Genomic DNA, 20,303 nt, shown 5'->3' on the forward strand with positions numbered 1-20,303 from the left:
GCCGCTGGGCGGACACGGCTGGACCCCCTCCCTCGGCAGGGCTGATCGTGGGAGACGTGAACGATCACCGTATGGCACCTGTCAGCCGCACGAGTGAGATCCGCCGGTTCTGGGAGCGGCTCGGCCTTCCCGGACTGGTCGACGTCCACACGCACGTCATGCCCGAGCGCGTCCTGCACAAGGTCTGGGACCACTTCGAGGGGCAGGGGCCGCTGACCGGCGGCCTGGAGTGGCCGATCAGCTACCGGCAGCAGGAGGCGGAACGGGCCGCTGTGCTGCGGGAGTTCGGCGTTCGTGCATTCACTTCGATGCTCTACCCGCACAAGCCCGGCATGGCCTGGTGGTTGAACGGCTGGGCGGCCGACTTCGCCCACCGCACCTCCGACTGTCTGCACACCGCCACCCTCTGCCCCGAGCCGGGCGTCGAGACGTACGTTCGCGAGGCCGTCGAAGCGGGCGCGCGTGTTCAAGGCGCATGTGCAGGTCGGCGCGTACGATCCGACTGACGAACTCCTGCAGCGAGCCTGGGGGTTGCTGTCCGAGGCCGAGATCCCCGTGGTGATCCACTGCGGCTCCGGGGCCGCGCCTGGCAAGCACACCGGCCCCGAGCCGATCGCACAGGTGCTGGCGCGACACCCGAAGCTGCGGCTGATCGTCGCGCACCTGGGGATGCCCGAGTACGAGGAGTTCCTCGGCCTCGCCGACCGGTACGGGCAGGTCCGGCTGGACACCACCGTGGCGTTCACCGACTTCATCGAGGGATTCATGCTTTTCCCCGGCCATGCCTTGCCCCGGCTCGCCGGGCTCGGCGATCGCATCCTGCTCGGCTCCGACTTTCCCAACATCCCTTACCCGTATGCACATCAGCTCCACGCACTGGAGCGGCTGGGTCTCGGGCCGGAGTGGCTGCGAGCCGTGTGCCACGACGACGCGACAACGCTGTTCGGACTGTGATGAAAGTCCTGGTCTCCTACGCTGACGTGGTGGTCAAGGACGCTGGACAGGCCGGTGCGCGGGCTTCGGCTCGGATACTGGGGCGGCCCGGGCGGACAAGCCCCGAGGCCCTGGTGGACGAACTTGGCCGGCCAGGACAGTAGTCCCCGATGCTTCACCCGAGCACCATGCCCTTGCAGCATGATGAAGACCCACGCGGCCAGGTGTCGAGGGCGAGGGTGATGATGTCGCCGGGGTTGGTCCGGGCCGGTCGACACGGCCCCGGAGGTGAGCCGCCCTCGGCCCAGGCGAGGACGGTGGCAGCACCTCTTGTGCGCGGCCATCGCAAGGGCGGAGAAGGCGTGGCCGGCGTTGCGCACATTCGGTGGGAGTCCGGAGAGGCCGGCCGGCCCGTTCATCGGGACTCGGCTCGGGACTCGGCTGCGTCCAGGAAGGAGAGGAGCACCTTGCCCGAGATCGAGGCGTCGGAGGCGACGGCGAGGGCCTCCAGCGCGTCGCCGACGGGGAAGGTGTGGGTGACGATCGGTCCGATCGGCAGGGAGCCGTCGGAGATCGCCGCGATCACCTCGTCGATCTCGTCGTTGAAGCGGAACGAGCCGACGAGCCGCAGTTCCCGGGTGATGGCCTGCGCGATCGGCACGGGCTGATCGCCGTTCGGCAGGAGGCCGACCATGACGACGGTTCCGCCACGGGTCGCGCCGCTGATGGCGGACGCCAGACCGCGGTGGTTGCCGGAGGACTCGATCACCACGTCCGCGTCCACAGCGGCGATGGCCTCGGTGTCGGTGGCTCGCAGGGTTTGGGTGGCCCCGACGGCGGAAGCGATGTCGAGGGGCTTCCCGTGGAGGTCGACCGCCACGATCTCGGCGGCGCCGGCGCGTCTGGCCGCCGCGACGGCGAGGGCGCCGATGGGCCCGCAGCCCACGACGAGGACACGCTTGCCGTGGAGGTTTCCCGCGTGCGCCACGGCGTGCCAGGCGACGGCGGCGGGCTCGGCGAGCGCGGCCACGCGGAGGTCGGTTTCGGCGGGGAGGGCGCGGAGCATCGTGGCGGGCAGTACGACCTCGGCGGCGAAGGCCCCCTCCGTGTGCGGGAAGCGTGCGGCCGAGCCCAGGTAGCGGATTCCGGGAGAGAGGTTGGGCCGGTCGTCGGGGAAGCGGACGTCGGAATGCTCGTGCCTGGCGGGATGGACGGTGACGTGGGTGCCCGCCGCGGGGCCGGTGCCGTCGGCCGCCGCCCTCAGGACGGTGCCGACCACCTCGTGCCCGAGGACCATCGGCGCCCGCAGGACGGACTCCCCTACCGCGCCGTGCCGCCAGTAGTGCAGGTCGGATCCGCAGATGCCGCCGTAGGCGACGGCGACCACGGCCTCGCCGGGACAGGGCGGCCGTACGGCGATCTGCTCGACCCGGACGTCGTCGACGCCGTGGGCGACAACCGCGGTGGTGGTGCTGGGAGTTGTGTTCATGGACCTTTCCGATCCCGGCGGACGGCTGTCGGAGTCTCAGACGACGACCGACATCCCGCCGTCGATGAAGATGACCTGGCCATTGACGTAGTCGGACGCGCTGGACGACAGCCACACGGCGGGGCCGACCACGTCGGCCACCGTCCCCCAGCGCCGGGCGGGGGTGCGACCGAGGATCCAGGCGTTGAATTTCTCGTCGTCCACGAGGTTCTGCGTCATCTCGGTGTGGATGTAGCCGGGTGCGATGCCGTTGATCTGGAGTCCTTCGCCGGCCCACTCCGCCGTCATGACCCGGGTGAGGTTGCGCAGGCCCCCCTTCGCGGCCGTGTAGGGGCCGATGGTGGGGCGGGCGAGGTCGGTCTGCACCGAGCAGATGTTGATGACCTTGCCGGCGCGGCGGGGGAGCATGCGCCGGGCGACCTGGCGGCCCACCACGAAGGCTCCGGTCAGGTCGGTGTCGACGACCCGCCGCCAGTCGTCGAGGCCGACGTCGACGAGGGGTTCGCGGTGCTGGACGCCGGCGTTGTTCACCAGGATGTCGAGGGCACCCACCTCGGACTCGACGGAGTCGACGGCCCGGGCCACCGCGTCCTCGTCGACGATGTCGAAGGCCCGTGCCGCGACCCGGTCGTCCCCGAACCGCTTGGCGAGTGCCGCGCGTGTGGACTCCAGCCGGATCGGGTCGACGCCGTTGAGGACGATCGTGGCGCCCGCGTCCGCGAGTCCTTCGGCGATACCGAGGCCGATACCCCGGCTGGAACCGGTGATCAGGGCGACTCGGCCGGTGAGGTCGAAGGATGAGGTCATGTGCTCGGTCGTCTTCCTGTCAGTAGAACTCGACGGTGTTCACCCGGTTGAGCAGGCGGTGTCCGTCGAGGAGCCGGGTGGCGTTGGCGGCGAAGAGCTCCGCGATGAGACGGTCCTCCGCCGCGCTGAGAGCCGCGGTGTGCGGGCTCACCAGCACATGCTCGTGGTCCCAGAGAGGGCTGTCGGCGGGCAGCGGTTCGGTCTCGAAGACGTCCAGCGCGGCGAAGCCGACCCGGCCGGTGTCGAGGGCCTCGATCAGTGCGGCTTCGTCGACCACGTTGCCCCGCCCGACGTTGACGAGCGTCGCGCCGGGCCGCAGGGCCTCGAAGAACCGCTTGTCGCGCAGGCGCTCGGTCGCCGAGGTGCCGGGGAGTGTGTTGACGACGGCGTCCACCGTCGGTGCCGCCTCGCCGAGCTGCTCGGGACGCACGATCTCGGACACCCCGGTGACGGTGACGTCCCTCCTGCTCGTGCCGATGACCCTCGCGCCCAGTGCGTGCAGTTGCGCGGCGACGACCCGGCCGATCCCACCGAGGCCGAGCACGAGCACGGTCTGCTCGCTCACCTGCCTCATCGCCCAGCGACCGCTCCACTCGTGAGCGCGCTGTCCGCGGCTCAGACGGGGCAGATCCTTGGCTCCCGCGAGCACACCGAACACGGCGAACTCGGCCAGGGGCCGGCCGTGCACACCGGCCGAGGTGGTGAAGGCGACCCGGTCGAGCTCTCCGGCGCTGAGCCCCGCCGCCCTGACCTGGCTCCCGCCGCCGGCCGCCATGGTGTGCACCCAGCGCAGCCGTGGGTTGGCACGGACCACTCGCGCGAGGGCGCCCGGGTCCACGTCGGGGATGCCGTACAGAGCGTCGGCGGAGTCGAGGGCGGCCTCGTACGCGCGCTGCTGCGCGGGTGTGCGCCGCCAGGACGGATCGCCGGCGAAGTCGGCGGGCCAGCGCATGGGCGGGAGCAGTTCCCGCTCCACCACCAGGTCGATCCGCGACTCCAACTCCCTGACACGCGCGCGGTTCTCCTCGGACAGCGGCGCGGCGACCGCGACGCGAAGCCTGCCCGGCGATCCCATCAGGCGTCCCGCTTCCGCAGCGCCTCGACCTCGGCGTCCAGGTCGGCCTCGCGGGTGACGATCTCCTTGACCGCCGCGAGGGCCTCCTCGACGCGGTGCGGGGGGATGACGATCACGCCGTCGGTGTCGGCGGCGACGATGTCCCCCGGGTTGACCACGACCCCGCCGACGGCGACGGGTTCACCGATCGTGCCCGGCCCGTTCTTGAAGGGGCCGGCGGGTGTCAGCCCGCGGGCGAAGACGGGGACGCCGAGCTGCTCGATGATCGCGCCGTCGCGCACATAGCCGTCGACGACCGCGCCGACGGCGCCGTACACGTCGAACCGCTGGGCGAGGTTGTCGCCGATGACGGCGCGGCCCTCGTAGCCGAAAGCGTTGATCACGAGGATGTCGCCGGGGCGGATGTGCTCGAGCGCGGCGATCACGGCCTTGTTGTCGCCCGCGACGGTGAGCACGGGGAGCGCGGTGCCGACGGCCCGCGCGCCGTTCCAGACGGGCGCGACGCCCCCGTCCACGATGTTCAGCCGGTCGAGGGCGTCGCCGAGGTTGGCCACGGAGTGCTCACGGAACTGATCGAGCACATGACGGTCGACACGATCCCACCCCGTGTGGACGCGCACATTGTCCTGGGACATCGCAGGCCCCCTTCTCCTAAGTGCGAAAGCTTTCGCGTTTTGAAGGGTCAGTCTGCATCCCGTCGAGGTGCTGAGCAAGGGGTCGATGCCCGGGGATGGCTGTGAAAACCAAGGAAACCTCGTGGAATCCCAAGATTGACACGGATGCAACTCCAGCCCTTGACCGTGTCGAGAATGCGAACCTATTCTCATTCGCGATTCGAGTCGCAGCTTGACGGGGACCCAGCGCATGCCTCCCAGGACACCGTTCCGGAGTCCGCGACAGCAAGAGAGAACCCATGGCAACGTCAGATCGGCTTCACTCCACGTCGGACCAGCCACAGGCGGCGGTCGGCGTCATCGCGCAGGACAAGGTGGTCCGCAAGGTCACCGTCGCGGGCGCCATCGGCTCGTTCGTGGAGTGGTACGACTACGGCATCTACGGCCTGCTCGTCACCTATCTCGCGATCAACATCATGGGCGAGGCCGACGCCGGAGGGCTCTTCCTCACCAACGTCGGTTTTCTGGTCAGCTTCCTCGCCCGCCCCTTCGGCGGCGTGATCTGCGGATTCCTCGGCGACAGGCTCGGGCGCAAGAAGCTTCTGGCCACCCTCCTGGTGCTCATCTCCGGAGCGACGGCCGCCCTCGGGCTCATCCCCTCCCACACCGCCATCGGGGTCGGCGCACCCGTCCTGCTGGTCCTGCTCCGTGTGCTGCAGGGCTTCTCGGCGGGTGGCGAGGTGGCGGGCGCCATGTCGTTCGTCGGCGAGTACGCCCCGGACACGCGCCGCAACTTCATGATGAGCTTCATCGCCGTCGGCTCCTTCGTGGCTCTCATGTTCGGCAGCACTTTCTCCGCCGTCCTCATCACCGTGCTCGGCGACGACGCGATGACCTCCTGGGCCTGGCGGGTGCCGTTCCTGCTCGCCGTGCCCCTCGGCTACATCGGCTTCTACATCCGCAGCCGGCTCGAGGAGAGCCCGCACTTCACGGCTCTGCGCGAGCAGAAGACCGTCGCCCGCAACCCACTGCGCGAGGCGCTGACCTCGAAGCGGCACCTGAAGGCGATCCTGCTCACGATCTTCCTGCCCGCGCTCAACGGCCCCGGCTACTACCTGCTGTTCGTCTACATGCCGACCTACCTGAAGACCTCGCTGGGCGATCACAACTTCTCGATGGTGCGGGCGCTCCTGGTCACCGCGTGCAGCCTGATCGCGATCGTGACCAGCATTCCGCTGATGGCGCGGCTGTCGGACCGTATCGGCCGCAAGCCCGTGCTCGCCATCTCCTCCGTCGCGGTGGGCCTGGTCTCGTACCCCATGTTCCTGCTCATCACGACCGGCAGGTTCGGGCTCGCGTGTATCGGTACGGTCGTCCTCGCCGTGGCCTTCTCCGGCCACGCGGCGGTCGTCCACACCATGCTCGCCGAGATGTTCCCGACCAGCGTGCGCTACTCCGCGTACAGCATCGGCTTCAGCGTCTCGACTGTCATCTTCGGCGGCAGCGCCCCGCTCGTGATGACGGACCTGATCGAGTCGACGGGATCCAACCTCGTACCGGCGTTCGCCGCGATCCTCACCGCCGCCATCACCCTGGTCACCGTGGCGTTCCTGCGGGAGACCAAGGGCCAACCGCTCGCGTCCCACTGAACCGAACCGCACGTCGGGAGAACACCATGACATCCGCGATCAACTCGGTGGCAGTCGTCGCCGACCTCGGTGAGAGCTTCGGCAACTACACGATCGGCGACGACGCGGCCCTGCTCGGCCTGGTCACGGCGTCGAACATCGCCTGCGGTTTCCACGCGGGCGACCCGCGCATCATGGACCGGACCGTCGCCGACTGCGTCGAGCGGGGCATCGAACTGGGCGCCCACCCCGGCTACCCCGACCTCGTCGGATTCGGCCGCCGGCTCATCGAGGCGTCGGAGGAGGAGATCCGCACCGACGTCCTCTACCAGCTCGGCGCGCTCGACGCCTTCGCCCGCGTGCACGGGGGCACGATCAGCCATGTCGCCCCGCACGGCCGCATGGGCTCGATCGCGCAGACCGACGCCAAGCACGCCCGGGCCATCACCGACGCGATCGCCACGTACAACAAGGACTACATCGTCATCTGTCAACGCGGCCTGCTCGCCGAGGAGTCGTACAAGCGCGGCCTGGACGTCGGCTACGTCTTCCTCGCCGACCGCGGCTACGGCGACGACGGCATGCCCGTGCCGCGCTCGCACGAGCAGGGCCTCATCCACGACCCCCAGGTCATCGGCGAGCGCTGCGTGCAGGTCGTGCGGGAGGGGACCGTGCGCTCGGTGGACGGCAACGTCGTACCGCTCGGACACGACGTCGACGTACTCCTTCTGCACGGCGACCATCCGACGGTGCTCGCCAACGGCACCGCCCTGCGGGCCGGGCTGGACGCGGCGGGTGTCGACGTCACAGGTCTCAAGGACGTGTTGGCCGAGAAGGCGAAAGTATCGGCCTGACCTCCGTGAGCGCCGCACAGTTCCCCGCCGTCACCGTCGAGCCCTTCGGGGACTCGGCGGTGATGGTGACCGTTCCCCACCCCGACCCGGTGGTCCGCCGGACCGCGATCGTCGCCGTTCGCGACCGGTTCCTGGCACACCGCCCGCCCGGCGTGCTCGACGTCGTCTCCGGCCTGGAGTCACTGCTCGTCGAGTACGACCCGCTGGCGACCGCACCCCAGCACGTCGAGTACGCGATACGGCTGCTCGCGGGACGGATGCCGGCCGCGCGGCGGTCCGCACGCGCGCGTACGGCTCGCCGGTTCGCCATTCCGGTCGTCTTCGACGAGGAGACGGGACCCGATCTGTTGTCCGTCGCCGAGGAGGTGGGCCTGGCGGCCGCCGAAGTGGTCGAGGCGATCGCGGAGTCCACGTTCACGATCTCCCTGCTCGGCGCGGCGATGGCTCCGATGATGGACGGGCTCCGAGTGCCCCGGCCGGTACGGCGGCTTGCCGAGCCGCGTACCGACGTCGCCCCCGGGGCGATCATGATCGCGGGCACCAACGCGATCATCCAGCCGTTCCCGGGCCCGACCGGCTGGCGGGTGGTCGGACGCACCCCGCACACCATCGTCGACATCTCCCGCCCGGACCCGGTGTCCTTCGCCACGGGTGACGTCGTGCGGTTCGTTCCGGTCACGCGGGACGAGGCGGCGGCGCTGGACGCGGGTTTCCTGATGCCGGTGGAGGTGGCCGTATGACCACGGTGGGCCTCGACATCACCCGCACGGGGTGGGTCACGACGTTCCAGGACCTCGGCCGGCGCGACACCGAACGCCGGGGTGTTCCTACCGGTGGTGCGGCCGACCAGCACTCGGCGGCCGTGGCGAACGTCCTCGTGGGCAACCCGCGCGGGGCCACGCTGATCGAGAACCTGGGCGGGGAGCTGGCGTTCGTCCCGGACGCCGACGTCCTGGTCGCCGTGACCGGCGTACCCGCGCGGGTCACCGTCGGCGGCGCGCCTGTCGACTGCTGGTCGCCGCTGGTGGTGTCGGCGGGCCAGGAGATCCGCGTACGCGGCGACATGGGTCTCGGCGCCCGGAACTACCTGGCCCTGAGCGGTGTGCTCGCGGCTCAGACCCTGCTGGGCAGCGCGGCCCCGGACGCCCGGATGGGATTCACACAGGCCATAGGGGCGCGGGTGCTGCTGGAGTCCGGGTTCCGGGGATTCGGGCACCGTCGCTTCGCGCCTCCCCTCTTCCGCCTCCCCGTCCCCGTGCTGCGCTGCCCGGACGGGCCCTGGGTCGTCGACGTCGTCGAGAGCCACGGCGCCCGCTCGATCCCCGGGATTCGTGAGCTCGTCGCGCAGTCGCCGTACATCGTCACCGCCCGCTCGAACCATGTCGGCCTGCGGCTCGACGGACCGGTGCTGCACCCGGACTCGGACGCGGAGATCGTGTCGCACGGGGTGCCGGTCGGGGCCCTGCAGATCCCGCACGCGGACGAGCTGATCGTCCTCGGCCGGTACCGGAGTCTGACCGCGGGCTACCCGATCGTCGGCGTCGCCTCCCGGGCCTCGCTCCCGCTGCTCGGGCAAGCCGGACCGGGCCGGGAGCTGCGGTTTTGCTGGGTCGACCGGGAGACCTCGGTACGACGGTGGGCGGAACGGGAGAGCGAGGTGCGGGCACTGGAGCGGGCGACGGCCGCGGCGTTCGGCGCACTCGGCTTCGCCGGGGACGCGGTGCGCCTCTGACGGCGCGCACTTGATCCTGCAATAGATGAGAAACTATTCTCACTTGAGACGGGCATCTTATATGGAGGAGGAACGGTGACGAGAACCGCGCTGATCACAGGCGCCGGCAGCGGAATGGGCCTGGAGACCGCACGCCTGCTCGCCCGGGACGGCATCGCCGTGGTCCTCGTCGGCCGCCGCCAGGAGGCCCTCGACAAGGCCGAGGCAGCCATCCGCGCCGAAGGTGGAACGGCCCTCGCCCTGGCCGCGGACATCACCCGCGCCGACGACGTGACCCGCATCATCGACCGGGTGCACACCGAACTCGGCCCGATCGACGTCCTCGTCAACAGCGCGGGAAGTTCCTCTTCGGTGCTCAACCCGCAGTGGCTACCCCACGAGGAATGGCGCCAGGTCCTCGACGTGAACCTCACGGCGGTCTTCCAGCTCACCCAGGCCGCACTGCCCGACCTCCTCGGTCGCGGCGGCGGAACGATCGTCACGGTCTCCTCACTCGCCGCCGTCAACCCCAACCTGCTCGGCGGGGCCGCCTACGGAGCGGCCAAGGCGGGAGTCCGCAACTTCATGACCTTCCTGCACAACACCTTCCGCAACCAGGGCCTGCGCGCCATCACCGTGCTGCCCGGCGAGGCCGACACCCCGATCCTCGACAACCGCGCCCGGCCCCCGGCCGCGGAGGAACGCGCCCACATGCTGCGGCCGGAGGACGTGGCGGAGGCCGTCCGCCTCGCGGTCACGCTGCCCCAGCGGGTCGTGCTCCAGGAGGTCGTCGTCGCCCCGACCCGGCAGCGCGACACCTCGGCGGACATCGAGATCAGCCGGTGGGCGGGCGCTCCCGCCGACGCCGTACCCCAGGACTGAACCGCACCCGCCTCCAGGAGGAGCGCATGTCGCCCACCGCCACCACCGCCTTCTCGCCCTCGGCCCCCGCCGCAGCCGTCGCCCGGATCGCCGCCGCCTCCCGCCGGACACAGCAGCCGCAGTCCGGAGGCGACCTCGTCTCCCTCGCCATGGGCGAACCCAACTTCGACACGCCCGCCCAGGTCACCGAGGCCGCGAACGCGGCGCTGCGCGCCGGACGCACCCACTACTCGCCCCTGCTGGGCGAACCGGCGCTCCGGGAAGCACTCGCCGCGAAGCTCGCCGACATCGCCGGCACACCGGTCTCGGCCGGCGACGTCCTGATCACCCAGGGCGGCACCGCCGGTCTCGCCGCGTCGATCCTCAGCATCGTCGACCCGGGCGACAAGGTGGTCGTCCCCGACCCCACGTACTCCCTCTACGCCGACCTGGTGAGCATGGCCGGCGGGGTCGTCGTCCCCGTTCCGCTCGGCTCCGACCTGCACTGGGACCTCGACCGACTGGCCGACGCCCTCGACGGTGCGAAGCTCTTCGTCTTCTGCAACCCGGGCAACCCCACCGGAATCGTCCACAGCCGAGCCGAGTTGGAGGCGCTCGCCGAACTGCTCGACGGCACACCCACCCTCGTCATCTCCGACGAGGCGTACGCCGACCTGGACTTCACCGGCCGCCCGTTCACCTCCGCGCTCTCGCTCGACGGCCTGCGCGACCGTACGGTCTACTGCCAGACCTTCTCCAAGAGCTACGCGATGACCGGCTGGCGCGTGGGCTACCTCTGGGGCTCCACACCGTTGATCCAGGCCGCCGCACGCATCCACAACACTTTCAACGGCTCGGTCAACACGGTCGCCCAGGACGCCGCGCTCGTCGCCGTACAGACCTGTGGCCCGGACATCGCGAGGATGCGGGCGGAGTACGAGGTGCGCCGCGAGATCATGCGGGCGGAGCTCGCCAGGATCCCGGGTCTCACGCTGAGTTCCCCCGAAGGCGCGTTCTACCAGTTCCCCCGATACGACCTCGATCTGCCGTCGGCCGAGGTCGTGGCGGCGTTGCGCACGACGTACGGCGTCGCCGTGCGGCCGGGCAGCGAGTTCGGCGCCCAGGGCGAGGGGCATCTGCGGCTGTCGTACGCTGCCGACACGGAGTCCATCACCGTGGGCGTCCGTCGTCTGGCCAACGGCCTCGCGGCCCTCCAGGCTCGGTGAAGGCCTTCTCCATGCAGAAACCGGGGAGTCGACCCATGCGCAGTGACACCCAGCGCAACCGCAGGCAGCTCATCAAGGCCGCGGCGCGGCTGTTCGAGAACTCGCCGACACCGGTCAGCCTGGCCGAGATCGCCAAGTACGCCGAGGTCTCCACCGCCACCGCCTACCGGCACTTCTCCTCGGTGGAGGAGGTCCTGCACGCTTTCCGGGCGCAAGTCGGCTCCGAACTGCGCGACTTCAGCGCGGCGCAGACCACCCGCGGCATGCAGCGCCTGGAGGCGGTGTCCCGCTACTGGGTGTCACTCGTCCTCGAACACGGGGGAGCGATGGCGCAGATGCGCTCACACCGCGGCTATCTGGAACGGCTGCGCGAGAACACCGGCTACCTCGCCCCCCAGGCCGAGGCGCTCACCGAACCCCTGCGGCAGACCACAGAGGACCTGGGACTCGGCGACCTCGGCGACGAAGCCCTGTACCTGTGGAACGCCCTGTTCGACCCCCGCGACATCCTCGACCTCATCAAGAGCGGACGCACCGAGGAGGAGGCCGCCTCCCGCCTGGTGGCCGCACTGCGCGGCGCTCTCATCGGCTGGGCCACGGCACCGGACCGGAGAGGCGAATGAGATCGCCTCATCGCACCTCCTTCGCGTACGGCGCGATCGTGATCCGGTCGATCAGCGGTGCGTAGCGGGAGCGGAGCAGCACCCCGGGGAAGGTGTCCGAGGCGTAGGTGGTGCCGTCGAAGTCGGGCAGTTCCTCGGAGCGGAAGTCAAGCGTGTTCTGTCCCTTCTCGAGCTGGACCGGGACGGTCAGCTCCCAGAAGTTGTTCTGGTGGAAGGTGTGCGGGAAGGTGACCCGCCGCGTCTTGCCGCCGTTGACGGTGAGGTCGGCGTGGCGGGCGAGCGGGTCCGGGTTGTAGTGGGTGGCCGGGGACTGTTCGGGGTTGGAGTAGCGGATGCGCAGCGCGTACAGGCCCGCCTTGTCCGCGGCGACGGTGAACGTGGCGGTGTTGCCGTTGCCCGGGTCACCGCCGATGCCGGTGATCGCGGAGCCGTCCGTGGCCAGGGAGAGTGGGCTGAGCGTGGCCGAACCGGCGAGGGTGGCATCCTGAGCCTCGTACGTACGCGTCTTGAGGGTGCCCTCGGTCGGGGTGACCGTCAGGCGGTCGACGAGGGTGGTGGACGAAACGCCGGTCACCGTCACCTTGTTGACGCCGCCGGACAGGGAGACCGCGACGCTGCTCCCGCCCTTGTCCAGGCTCAGGACGTCCTGGCCGTTGACGGCGACGTGGGCGCCCGAGCCACCGAGGGTGTCGACCTCGAGGGTGGCCTCACGGTCGGCGGGGGAGTAGACCCAGAAGGTGGCGGTCCCCTTCTTCGGGAGCCGGGCCGCGCCCGAACCCGTGTCTGCCCGCTTCGGGAGGTCATAGACGGGCCGTGCCCCACCGTCCAGCCAGGCCAGCTCGCCCTCGTGGACCTGGGTGGCGGCGGAGGCGTCGGGGAGGGAGAGGGTGAGGCGGTCGACGATGGCGTCGCCCTTGGTGACGCCCTTGCCGTCGGCGCTCTTCGCGGCGAGCGTCAGGGTGTGCTTGCCCTGGGTGAGCTTCACCTTGGTGTCGGTGTGGTCCCAGACCACCCATTTGTAGCCGAGGGGCAGGTACAGCTCCTGCTCGCTGTCCGCCTCGCCGTCCACGCGCAGGAAGACGTTGGTGGGGCCCTGGTCCTTCACCTTGTCGAAGGTGTTGAGGGAGTTGGCGAACACGCTCAGGTCGTAGGTGCCGTCCTCGGGCACGTCCACGGTGAAGTCGAGGGTGACGTCCGAGCCGGTGCGCAGGCCGCCGACGTTGTAGCCGCCGGAGGTGTAGAACTTCGAGACGTCACGGGGCGAGCCCTCAGGTCCGTTCTTGGAGTAGCCGGAGCCGGTGTGGGCGGCGTCCTCCGCCTCGTACGAGCTCTGCCAGCGCACGGGCGCGGACTGCGTGGCCTTCGCCTTGCCGGCCGGGCTGAGGACGATTTCGTACGCCGAGGACTCCTTCAGTGTCGGCAGCGTGCCATCGCCGAAGTCGACGGAGACCGTGCCGTCGCTCGCGACCTTGAGTTTCCGCTCGGCCAGTAGCTTCGGGCCGGGGGAATCGCCCACCTGCCCGGTCCACTCGATCTCCCGCACCCAGGCGTGCACGCTCTTTCCGAAGAGCTTCCTCGGAACACCGGCGAAGGTGATGTGGCCCTTGCCGGTGGAGCCACCGAAGATCAGCCGTGCCTGCTTCTTCTTCTCGTCGAGGGTGGCGACGCCCTGCATGGTGTAGTTCTCGCCGGGGAACGGCGGGTTCACCGTCACCGTGTGTCCGCTCATCGAGGCGTACGCGTTGAGCAGCCACCATTGCCCGTTGCCGCGGTTGGACTGCACGGCGGAGTCGGAGAGGTTGCCGTCGATGTTCCAGTACGCGATGTCGGCGTCCACCTTGGACTCCTCGATCGCGGAGACCCACTGGATCATCTGGCCGGGAACGGAGGTGTGGTAGTTGAAGGCGTACTCATTGATGTTGACGGGGAGTTGGGTGCCCTCGCGGTCGGTGCCCTTGAACAGTTCCTTCTCCCACGCGCGGTATTTGGCGACGCTCTCGCGCACGGCCTCAGGGTGGCTCAGCTCGTGCCAGGTGATCACGTCCGGGAGGGTGCCGGCGGCCAGGGCGTGGGTGAGGAAGCCCTTCACCTGGTCGAACAGGACGCTGGTGTTGGGGCCGGCGATACGCGCGTCGGGCATCCTGCCCTTGATGAGCTTGTAGGCGCTGTCCCAGGCCGCGAAGAAGGCGTCGGGGGCGTTGAGCCAGCTGACCTTGTCGTAGCTCCACTCACCGGTGCCGAACATGTTGCCCTCGGGCTCGTTGAACGGCACGAAGACGATGTTGTCCTGGTACTGCTTCGGCAGTCGCAGGACCTGGTCCACCTGCTTGCCGATCTTCTCCCCGTAAAGCCTGAGCTTCTCCGCGGGGGAGTCGCCCGGCCACTCGTACGGGAACCCGCGGTGGATGTCGGTCATGTAGATGTACACGTCACCGTCGGTGGAGTCGGCCAGCGGCTTCACTACCTCCAGCGCGTCGGCACCCGGGTGCTGCGGGCCGTCCTGCGCCTTGGTGGAGACCGTCCGCAGGCCGATGCCCTCGATGAGGTTGTTGGTGGGGACGTCCGGACCGTACACGCCGTAGAGCGTGCCGGAGGCACCGCCGTGGAAGGCGCCGGTGTCCGAGCCGAGGTCGACGGTGAGGGCTCCCTCACGGACCACCGTGACGGTCGCCTTCACCGCGTGTCCGGCCGCCGTTCCCGCGACCGTGAAGGTGCCGGGCCGGGCGTACTCGTCGGCCGGTACGGCGTCCCAGGTGATCGGTGTGTCGCGGTCGTAGCCGTCGGAGAAGGACGAGCGGACGGCGGCGGGGAGGGAAGGGGCTGTGCCGGTGGTGGTGCGGGCCTCGAAGGACGTCTTCGAGAGGTCCTGGAGGGTGGGGACGTTCCCGACCGTGCCGGCGACCTGGTCGGCACTGAGCGCCGCGTGCCACACGGTGAAGTCGTCGATCGCGCCCTTGAACAGCGGATCGGAGTAGAAGGACTTGCCGATGTAGCCGGCCGCCGTGGCCGAACCGTCCAGCAGGTCCTTGGCCTTGACGGTCGTGGCGGCGGAGGAGACCGCCACACCGTCGAGGTAGGTGGTGACGCGTCCGGCGGTGGTGTCGAGAGTGACGGTGACCGTCCGCCAGCCGCCGGCGGGCAGCGCCGCGTACCCGGAGACCTGGGCCTCCGCGCCCCCTCCGCCGGTGGTCACCGCGGTACGCAGGACCCCGCCGTTGTTGGACGGGGTGGTGAAGAGGTACTTGTTGGTGTCGGTGCCCAGGTCGAAGATCCGCTGCCAGGACGAGGTGTCGTTGCTCCACTTCACCCGGGCGGAGACGGTCAAGTCGGTCGCGTCGCCGAGGACTTCACGGGGCAGCCGGACGTACGCGCCGTCGGAGGTGGGCGCCCCGCCGGGCAGACCGAGCGCCTTGCCACCGCCCGTGCCGTCGACGGACTGAGCGGTGGAGCCGTTCACCAGGCTGGCTGTCAGACCGTTGCCGGAACTGTCGCTGATCTTCCCGGAGGCGAGGTCGTCCTGGTCGAAGGTGTAGCGGGCCGTGGGGTCGGGCGTGTCGGCCGCGTGGGCGGGGACGGCGGGTGCGGCCAGCAGGCCCGCGCCGAGGGCCAGCGCCATGGCGGCCGGGGCCCGGCGCCGGGCTGATCTGTCAGCGGATGACATGGATTGCGTCCTCAATCCTCGAGTAACGGGTTCCGGTCGGCCCGCCTCGGCCGGCTGCTCCTCCGCGAGCCGTTGCCCAATGAGAGGAGGCCGAGGTGACGCGCTGCTGAATCGTTCGATCGGGTGCGTGCCCAGAGACGACGACAGGGCTCACAGCACCGGAACGATCGCTTCATCGAACCGGTTCGCTGGAAGCTAGCATCGGGGAAATCCCTCAGCAATACCCTTGACGCGAGTGGGTCGCGCCGCGTCTTCAGATTTCCAGACTGTTACCAGAAGCGGTGTTCCAGGTGTTGACAGTCGCCCGGCTGGTTCTTACCTTCTCACCACGCGAACCGGTTCGACGGCCGGTCGCCGCTTCTCTCCTCACCCCAGCATCCACGTGATCGGACGCTCTGCCCCACACGGGACATCGAACCGGTTCGAGCCAAGGAGGTCCCCGTGAACATCGGTGAGATCGCCCGGCGGGCCGGTGTCTCGCGGAGCACCGTGTCCTACGCCCTGAGCGGCAAACGCACCGTGTCGGACGACACCCGGCGGAAGATCCAGGAGGTCATCGACGAGTTGGGCTACCGGCCCAACGCCAGTGCCCGCGCCCTGGCCAACGGCCGGACCAACACCATCGGCCTGGTCTTCCCGCCGGCCGGCAACCACTACACCGGCATGCAGCTGGACTTCATCGGAAGTGTGGTGGAGGCCGCCGCTGCCTACGACTACGACGTCCTTCTCTCACCGAGCGGTGTGGACAGCGACCGTTCCTTCCAGCGGCTGCTGGGGGAGCGGCGGGTCGACGGCGCGATCCTGATGGAGATCAGGCTCGAGGACGACCGGGTCGACCACCTGGCCGAGCTGGGCTTCCCCTCGGTCGCCATCGGCCGCACCGCCCACCCGGAGGGCGGCTGGTGGGTCGGCCTGGACCACACCGCGCTCGCGGCGGCGTGCGTCCATCACCTGGCCGACCTCGGCCACAGCAGGGTCGCCTTCGTCAACCGGCCCGAGCAGTTGCTGCGCGCCGGGTACGAGTCCGCGCACCGCGGCCTGGACGGCTTCACCAAGGCCGCGGCCGAGCGCGGGCTGACCGTGCGGTCGTACTGCTGCGGGGACGACCCGGCATCAGGTCAGGCCTGCCTGGAAAAGATCCTGCACGACGACCCGGCCACCACAGGCCTGGTCACGCTGAACGAGGCCGCACTGGGCGGCCTCTACCGGGGGCTCGCCCGGGCGGGCCGGCATGTGCCGCGCGACTTCTCCGTCACCGGGGTCGTCGCCGGCCGGTGGGCGGAGACGGTGACCCCGCAGCTCACCGCCGCCGACGTACCGGCGGAGGAGATGGGCCGGCGCGCAGTCGACCTTCTCGTCGAGCGGCTCGACAACCCCGACGTGCCCGCCCGGCACCACCTCCTCCTACCGCCGATCTCCCTGCGGGCCAGCACCGGGCCCGTCCTCGGCACCCCCTGAGACCGAAACCCGGCCCGCACCACCCTCACCCTCCCCGAACAGCGGCGCACGGGCATCGCGCCCCTCTCTGTCGCCACATATCGAGCACCCGGACTCCCTCACCGTGCCCCTTCGGCGTGCCCGCCTTCCCCCCTTCACCCCTCCCACGGCACCCCTGTGCCAAAAAGCGAAGGACCCGCAATGCGCAACTCCTCCAGACGACTCCTCGCCGCCGTGGCCGTGTCGACCGTCGTCGCCGTCACCGGCACCGCCTGTTCCTCCGGTTCGGGCAGCTCCGGCTCGAAGGACGCCGGCAGCGGCACGTACACCGTCTGGGACCCGTACCCGCAGTTCGCCAAGGGCTCGGCCTGGACGACGCTGCTGGACAAGTGCGGCACCGAGGCCGGCGTGAAGATCAAGCGGACCGGTTTCGACACCAGTGACCTCGCCAACAAGACCCTGCTGGCCGCCCAGCAGGGCAACTCCCCGGACGTCCTCATCGTCGACAACCCGGTGGTGTCCACCCTGGCCGAGGCGGGCGTGCTCACCTCGGCCGAGGAGAACAAGCTGGACGTGGCCGCCGTGGACCGCAACCTCCTCGCGGCAGGCGAGATGAAGGGCAAGATCTACGGCACGCCGATCGGTGCGAACACCCTCGCTCTCTACTACAACAAGAAGGTCCTGAGCGATGCCGGGGTGGACATCGCCTCGGTCAAGGACTGGAAGTCGCTGACCGCGGCCCTGGCCAAGGTCAAGAAGGCGGGCAAGAAGGGGATTACCTTCTCGGCGATCGGCACGGAGGAGGGCAGCTTCCAGTTCCTGCCGTGGTTCTGGGGCTCGGGCGCACAGCTGACGGACCTCGCCTCCACCCAGGCCGTCTCGGCGCTGACGCTGTGGAAGGACTGGATGAAGAGCGGCTATGCGCCGAACTCGGTGATCAACAACACCCAGACCACCAGCTGGCAGGAGTTCGCGAGCGGTGACTACGCGTTCGCGGAGAACGGCACCTGGCAGCTCGCCAACGCCAAGAAGGCCGGCTTCGACTACGGGGTTCTGCCCATCCCCACCGCCACCGGCGGCAACGCCGCGGCCCCGACCGGCGGTGAGTTCGTCACCCTTCCGGTCCAGGAGGACGCCGGCCGCTACGCCACTTCCCAGAAGCTGGCGACCTGCCTGACCAGCACCCAGAACCTCTACGACACCGACACCACGCTGTCGTACGTGGCCCCCACCAGCGAGGTCCAGGAAAAGCAGGTGGCGGCGAACCCTGAGCTGAAGCCGTGGGTGGACGCGGTCAAGGCGGCCAAGGGGCGCACCAGCGATGACCTGGGCACCAAGTACCCCAAGATCTCCGAGCAGATGTGGAAGGCCGTCCAGTCCGCCCTCAGTGGTGCCGAGTCGCCCAAGGACGCACTCACCAAGGCCCAGTCGGCCGTCAAGTAACCAGGGATTCCCGGTCCGAGATGAACCACACGCAACAGTCGTCGGACCGCCGGTCCGCGGGTGAGCGGAGCGGGGCGGCCACCGCCGCCCCGCCCCCGGCAGCCGCGCGAGCGCGGCGCCGTCCGGCTTCCCCACAGTGGGCCGCCTGGGCGTTCCTCGCCCCGGTGACCCTCTATCTCGCCCTCTTCTACGCCTATCCGCTGTACCGCAACCTCGACCTGAGCCTGCGCGACTACACCGTCCGCTCCTTCGTGCAGGGCGACGCGCCGTTCACCGGGTTCGAGAACTACCGGAAGGTCTTCGACGACCCGACCTTCGCCCCCGCTCTGCTCCACACCGTGGTGTTCACCGCCGTGTGCCTGGTCTTCCAGTACGCCATCGGCCTGGCCCTCGCGGTCTTCTTCAACCAGCACTTCCGGCTCTCGGCCACGCTCCGCGCCCTGTTCCTGGTGCCGTGGCTGCTGCCGCTGATCGTGTCCGCGTCCACCTGGTCGTGGATGCTCAACAGCGACTCCGGCATCGTCAACGCCACCCTGCACGCCTTCGGTATCGGCCCGGTGAACTGGCTGACCTCGCCGTCCTGGTCGCTGGCCTCGGTGATCATCGCGAACATCTGGATCGGCGTCCCGTTCAACCTGGTCGTGCTCCACAGCGGCCTGCAGTCCATCCCGGCGAGCCTGTACGAGGCCGCCGCCCTCGACGGGGCGAACGCCTGGCAGCGCTTCTGGCGCGTCACCTTCCCGCTGCTGCGCCCGGTGTCCGCGATCACCCTGCTGCTGGGGCTGGTCTACACGCTCAAGGTCTTCGACATCATCTGGATCATGACCAAGGGCGGCCCGGCGGACTCCTCCACCACCTTCGCCACCTGGTCCTACCAGCTCGGCTTCGGCAACCTCCTGCCCGCCTTCGGCCCCGGAGCCGCCGTCGGGAACCTGCTCGTGGTCGCCGCGCTGGTCTTCGGTCTGGTCTACGTCCGGGCGCAGCGACGGGAGGCACTGTCATGAGCCGAAGCCGCACACGTACCCGCCTACGTACGGGGGGCAGGACCGCGATCGGTGTGCTGCTGACCGGGATCATGCTCTTCCCGGTCTACTGGATGCTCAACGTCTCCCTCACCCGCGACCAGGACATGCGCAAGAGCCCGCCGGACCTGCTGCCGCTGCACGGCACCCTGGCCGGCTACCGCACCGTCCTCGACGAGCAACTGCCCTATCTCGGCACCAGCTTCGTCATCGGCCTCGGCACCGTCGTCCTGACCGTCGCCCTGTCCGCGCCCGCCGGCTACGCGCTCGCCAAGCTGCGCCCGCGCGGCGGCGCCGTCCTGAGCTTCGTCCTGCTGGCCGCCCAGATGATCCCCGGCATCATCATGGCGATGGGCTTCTACGCCATCTACCTCCAGCTCGGCCTGCTCCAGTCGGTCCCCGGACTGATCGTCGCCGACTCCACCCTGGCCGTCCCCTTCGCGGTCCTGATCTTCACGGCGTTCATGTCCGGCATCCCCGGCGAACTGCTCCAGGCCGCGCAGATGGACGGGGCGAAGCCCCTGCGCACCTTCTGGTCGATCGTGCTGCCGATGAGCCGCAACGCCGTCGTCACGGTCTCCCTCTTCGCGTTCCTGTGGTCCTGGTCCGACTTCGTCTTCGCCGGCACGCTCGTCAACGGTGGCACGCACGAGCCGATCACCCTCGGCATCTACCACTACATCGGCAACAACAACCAGGAGTGGAACGCCATCATGGCCACCGCCGTCGTGGCCTCGCTGCCCGCTGCGGTCATCCTCGTCCTCGCCCAGCGCTACGTCGCCGCCGGCGTGACCGCCGGCGCGGTCAAGGACTGAGAGCCTGTGTCATATCCCCGGCCGGGCGCGCGGCGTCTGGCACGCACTCCCCCAGAGGGGGGACCCCCAGCCGCGTTGCCGAAACGCCCACGTGGCTCCGCCAC

General features: G+C 69.8%; 17 protein-coding genes and 1 pseudogene. 13 read left to right on the forward strand and 5 right to left on the reverse strand.

The features are described 5' to 3' along the window. Window positions 1-71 precede the first annotated feature (71 nt). Together ACLZN2_RS19205 and ACLZN2_RS19210 are read left to right on the forward strand one after the other, a co-directional pair. Window positions 72-506, forward strand: coding sequence for an amidohydrolase family protein (locus tag ACLZN2_RS19205; protein ID WP_416979707.1), 435 nt, complete (start codon window positions 72-74; stop codon window positions 504-506). Then, window positions 454-954, forward strand: a pseudogene (locus ACLZN2_RS19210) (amidohydrolase family protein); the annotation flags it as partial. The gene ACLZN2_RS19205 and the pseudogene ACLZN2_RS19210, both read left to right, overlap by 53 nt. Window positions 955-1,348: 394 nt before the next feature. On the opposite strand, the gene ACLZN2_RS19215 reads toward ACLZN2_RS19210, so the two are convergent. From ACLZN2_RS19215 to ACLZN2_RS19230, 4 genes are read right to left on the reverse strand one after another with little or no spacing between them, the layout of a single operon-like run. Continuing rightward, window positions 1,349-2,422 (reverse strand): zinc-binding dehydrogenase, encoded by a 1,074-nt coding sequence (locus ACLZN2_RS19215; RefSeq protein ID WP_416979708.1) that lies wholly within the window; start codon window positions 2,420-2,422, stop codon window positions 1,349-1,351. 36 nt (window positions 2,423-2,458) lie between these two features. Continuing rightward, a complete protein-coding gene (locus ACLZN2_RS19220; protein ID WP_416979709.1) occupies window positions 2,459-3,229 on the reverse strand; it encodes an SDR family oxidoreductase in 771 nt (256 codons plus the stop codon). 19 nt (window positions 3,230-3,248) lie between these two features. After that, a complete protein-coding gene (locus ACLZN2_RS19225) occupies window positions 3,249-4,304 on the reverse strand; it encodes a D-2-hydroxyacid dehydrogenase (protein WP_416979710.1) in 1,056 nt (351 codons plus the stop codon). Beyond that, window positions 4,304-4,939 (reverse strand): RraA family protein, encoded by a 636-nt coding sequence (locus ACLZN2_RS19230; protein ID WP_416979711.1) that lies wholly within the window; start codon window positions 4,937-4,939, stop codon window positions 4,304-4,306. The genes ACLZN2_RS19225 and ACLZN2_RS19230 overlap by 1 nt, the downstream gene beginning before the upstream one ends. Before the next feature lie 278 nt (window positions 4,940-5,217). Between ACLZN2_RS19230 and ACLZN2_RS19235 the strand changes: the two genes are divergently transcribed. From ACLZN2_RS19235 to ACLZN2_RS19265, 7 genes are all read left to right on the forward strand, one after another. Then, entirely contained in the window at window positions 5,218-6,567 is a 1,350-nt protein-coding gene (locus ACLZN2_RS19235; RefSeq protein ID WP_416979712.1) for an MFS transporter, read from the forward strand. Between the two features lie 26 nt (window positions 6,568-6,593). Next, complete coding sequence (locus ACLZN2_RS19240; RefSeq protein ID WP_416979713.1) at window positions 6,594-7,400, forward strand: LamB/YcsF family protein; 807 nt, start codon at window positions 6,594-6,596, stop codon at window positions 7,398-7,400. 5 nt (window positions 7,401-7,405) lie between these two features. Then, window positions 7,406-8,140 carry a carboxyltransferase domain-containing protein gene (locus tag ACLZN2_RS19245; RefSeq protein ID WP_416979714.1) on the forward strand — a complete coding sequence of 245 codons (735 nt, stop codon included), beginning with the start codon at window positions 7,406-7,408 and terminating at the stop codon, window positions 8,138-8,140. Then, on the forward strand, window positions 8,137-9,132 hold the full coding sequence (locus ACLZN2_RS19250) for a biotin-dependent carboxyltransferase family protein (protein ID WP_416979715.1): 996 nt from the start codon (window positions 8,137-8,139) through the stop codon (window positions 9,130-9,132). Before ACLZN2_RS19245 ends, ACLZN2_RS19250 begins: the two co-directional genes overlap by 4 nt. A 75-nt stretch (window positions 9,133-9,207) precedes the next feature. Then, complete coding sequence (locus ACLZN2_RS19255) at window positions 9,208-9,993, forward strand: SDR family oxidoreductase (protein WP_416979716.1); 786 nt, start codon at window positions 9,208-9,210, stop codon at window positions 9,991-9,993. A 26-nt stretch (window positions 9,994-10,019) separates the two neighbouring features. Further along, window positions 10,020-11,198 carry a pyridoxal phosphate-dependent aminotransferase gene (locus tag ACLZN2_RS19260; protein ID WP_416979717.1) on the forward strand — a complete coding sequence of 393 codons (1,179 nt, stop codon included), beginning with the start codon at window positions 10,020-10,022 and terminating at the stop codon, window positions 11,196-11,198. A gap of 35 nt (window positions 11,199-11,233) precedes the next feature. After that, the gene (locus ACLZN2_RS19265) at window positions 11,234-11,821 is read left to right on the forward strand and encodes a TetR/AcrR family transcriptional regulator (RefSeq protein ID WP_416979718.1); all 588 of its coding nucleotides are present in this window, start codon (window positions 11,234-11,236) and stop codon (window positions 11,819-11,821) included. Window positions 11,822-11,828: 7 nt separating this feature from the next. Here ACLZN2_RS19265 and ACLZN2_RS19270 read toward each other — a convergent pair whose 3' ends face one another. Further along, window positions 11,829-15,482 carry a LamG-like jellyroll fold domain-containing protein gene (locus ACLZN2_RS19270; RefSeq protein ID WP_416979719.1) on the reverse strand — a complete coding sequence of 1,218 codons (3,654 nt, stop codon included), beginning with the start codon at window positions 15,480-15,482 and terminating at the stop codon, window positions 11,829-11,831. A gap of 441 nt (window positions 15,483-15,923) precedes the next feature. Between ACLZN2_RS19270 and ACLZN2_RS19275 the strand changes: the two genes are divergently transcribed. The 4 genes from ACLZN2_RS19275 (at window position 15,924) to ACLZN2_RS19290 (ending at window position 20,199) form a co-directional block, all read left to right on the forward strand. Then, window positions 15,924-16,940 carry a LacI family DNA-binding transcriptional regulator gene (locus ACLZN2_RS19275; RefSeq protein WP_416979720.1) on the forward strand — a complete coding sequence of 339 codons (1,017 nt, stop codon included), beginning with the start codon at window positions 15,924-15,926 and terminating at the stop codon, window positions 16,938-16,940. Between the two features lie 180 nt (window positions 16,941-17,120). Continuing rightward, window positions 17,121-18,362 carry a sugar ABC transporter substrate-binding protein gene (locus tag ACLZN2_RS19280; RefSeq protein ID WP_416979721.1) on the forward strand — a complete coding sequence of 414 codons (1,242 nt, stop codon included), beginning with the start codon at window positions 17,121-17,123 and terminating at the stop codon, window positions 18,360-18,362. 20 nt (window positions 18,363-18,382) lie between these two features. Beyond that, window positions 18,383-19,366, forward strand: a complete 984-nt coding sequence (locus ACLZN2_RS19285) for a carbohydrate ABC transporter permease (RefSeq protein ID WP_416979722.1) — start codon at window positions 18,383-18,385, stop codon at window positions 19,364-19,366. After that, window positions 19,363-20,199 carry a carbohydrate ABC transporter permease gene (locus tag ACLZN2_RS19290; RefSeq protein WP_416979723.1) on the forward strand — a complete coding sequence of 279 codons (837 nt, stop codon included), beginning with the start codon at window positions 19,363-19,365 and terminating at the stop codon, window positions 20,197-20,199. The genes ACLZN2_RS19285 and ACLZN2_RS19290 overlap by 4 nt, the downstream gene beginning before the upstream one ends. Window positions 20,200-20,303 lie beyond the last annotated feature (104 nt).

The sequence above is a fragment of the Streptomyces sp. T028 genome (assembly GCF_048159505.1).
Classification (GTDB): Bacteria; Actinomycetota; Actinomycetes; order Streptomycetales; family Streptomycetaceae; genus Streptomyces.

What these genes read in the sequence shown, in the direction of transcription:
- ACLZN2_RS19205 (WP_416979707.1), top strand. Translation starts at nt 72, where the DNA reads ATGGCACCTGTCAGCCGCACGAGTGAGATCCGCCGGTTCTGGGAGCGG.
- ACLZN2_RS19215 (WP_416979708.1), bottom strand. Translation starts at nt 2,422, where the DNA reads ATGAACACAACTCCCAGCACCACCACCGCGGTTGTCGCCCACGGCGTC.
- ACLZN2_RS19220 (WP_416979709.1), bottom strand. Translation starts at nt 3,229, where the DNA reads ATGACCTCATCCTTCGACCTCACCGGCCGAGTCGCCCTGATCACCGGT.
- ACLZN2_RS19225 (WP_416979710.1), bottom strand. Translation starts at nt 4,304, where the DNA reads ATGGGATCGCCGGGCAGGCTTCGCGTCGCGGTCGCCGCGCCGCTGTCC.
- ACLZN2_RS19230 (WP_416979711.1), bottom strand. Translation starts at nt 4,939, where the DNA reads ATGTCCCAGGACAATGTGCGCGTCCACACGGGGTGGGATCGTGTCGAC.
- ACLZN2_RS19235 (WP_416979712.1), top strand. Translation starts at nt 5,218, where the DNA reads ATGGCAACGTCAGATCGGCTTCACTCCACGTCGGACCAGCCACAGGCG.
- ACLZN2_RS19240 (WP_416979713.1), top strand. Translation starts at nt 6,594, where the DNA reads ATGACATCCGCGATCAACTCGGTGGCAGTCGTCGCCGACCTCGGTGAG.
- ACLZN2_RS19250 (WP_416979715.1), top strand. Translation starts at nt 8,137, where the DNA reads ATGACCACGGTGGGCCTCGACATCACCCGCACGGGGTGGGTCACGACG.
- ACLZN2_RS19260 (WP_416979717.1), top strand. Translation starts at nt 10,020, where the DNA reads ATGTCGCCCACCGCCACCACCGCCTTCTCGCCCTCGGCCCCCGCCGCA.
- ACLZN2_RS19265 (WP_416979718.1), top strand. Translation starts at nt 11,234, where the DNA reads ATGCGCAGTGACACCCAGCGCAACCGCAGGCAGCTCATCAAGGCCGCG.
- ACLZN2_RS19270 (WP_416979719.1), bottom strand. Translation starts at nt 15,482, where the DNA reads ATGTCATCCGCTGACAGATCAGCCCGGCGCCGGGCCCCGGCCGCCATG.
- ACLZN2_RS19280 (WP_416979721.1), top strand. Translation starts at nt 17,121, where the DNA reads ATGCGCAACTCCTCCAGACGACTCCTCGCCGCCGTGGCCGTGTCGACC.
- ACLZN2_RS19285 (WP_416979722.1), top strand. Translation starts at nt 18,383, where the DNA reads ATGAACCACACGCAACAGTCGTCGGACCGCCGGTCCGCGGGTGAGCGG.
- ACLZN2_RS19290 (WP_416979723.1), top strand. Translation starts at nt 19,363, where the DNA reads ATGAGCCGAAGCCGCACACGTACCCGCCTACGTACGGGGGGCAGGACC.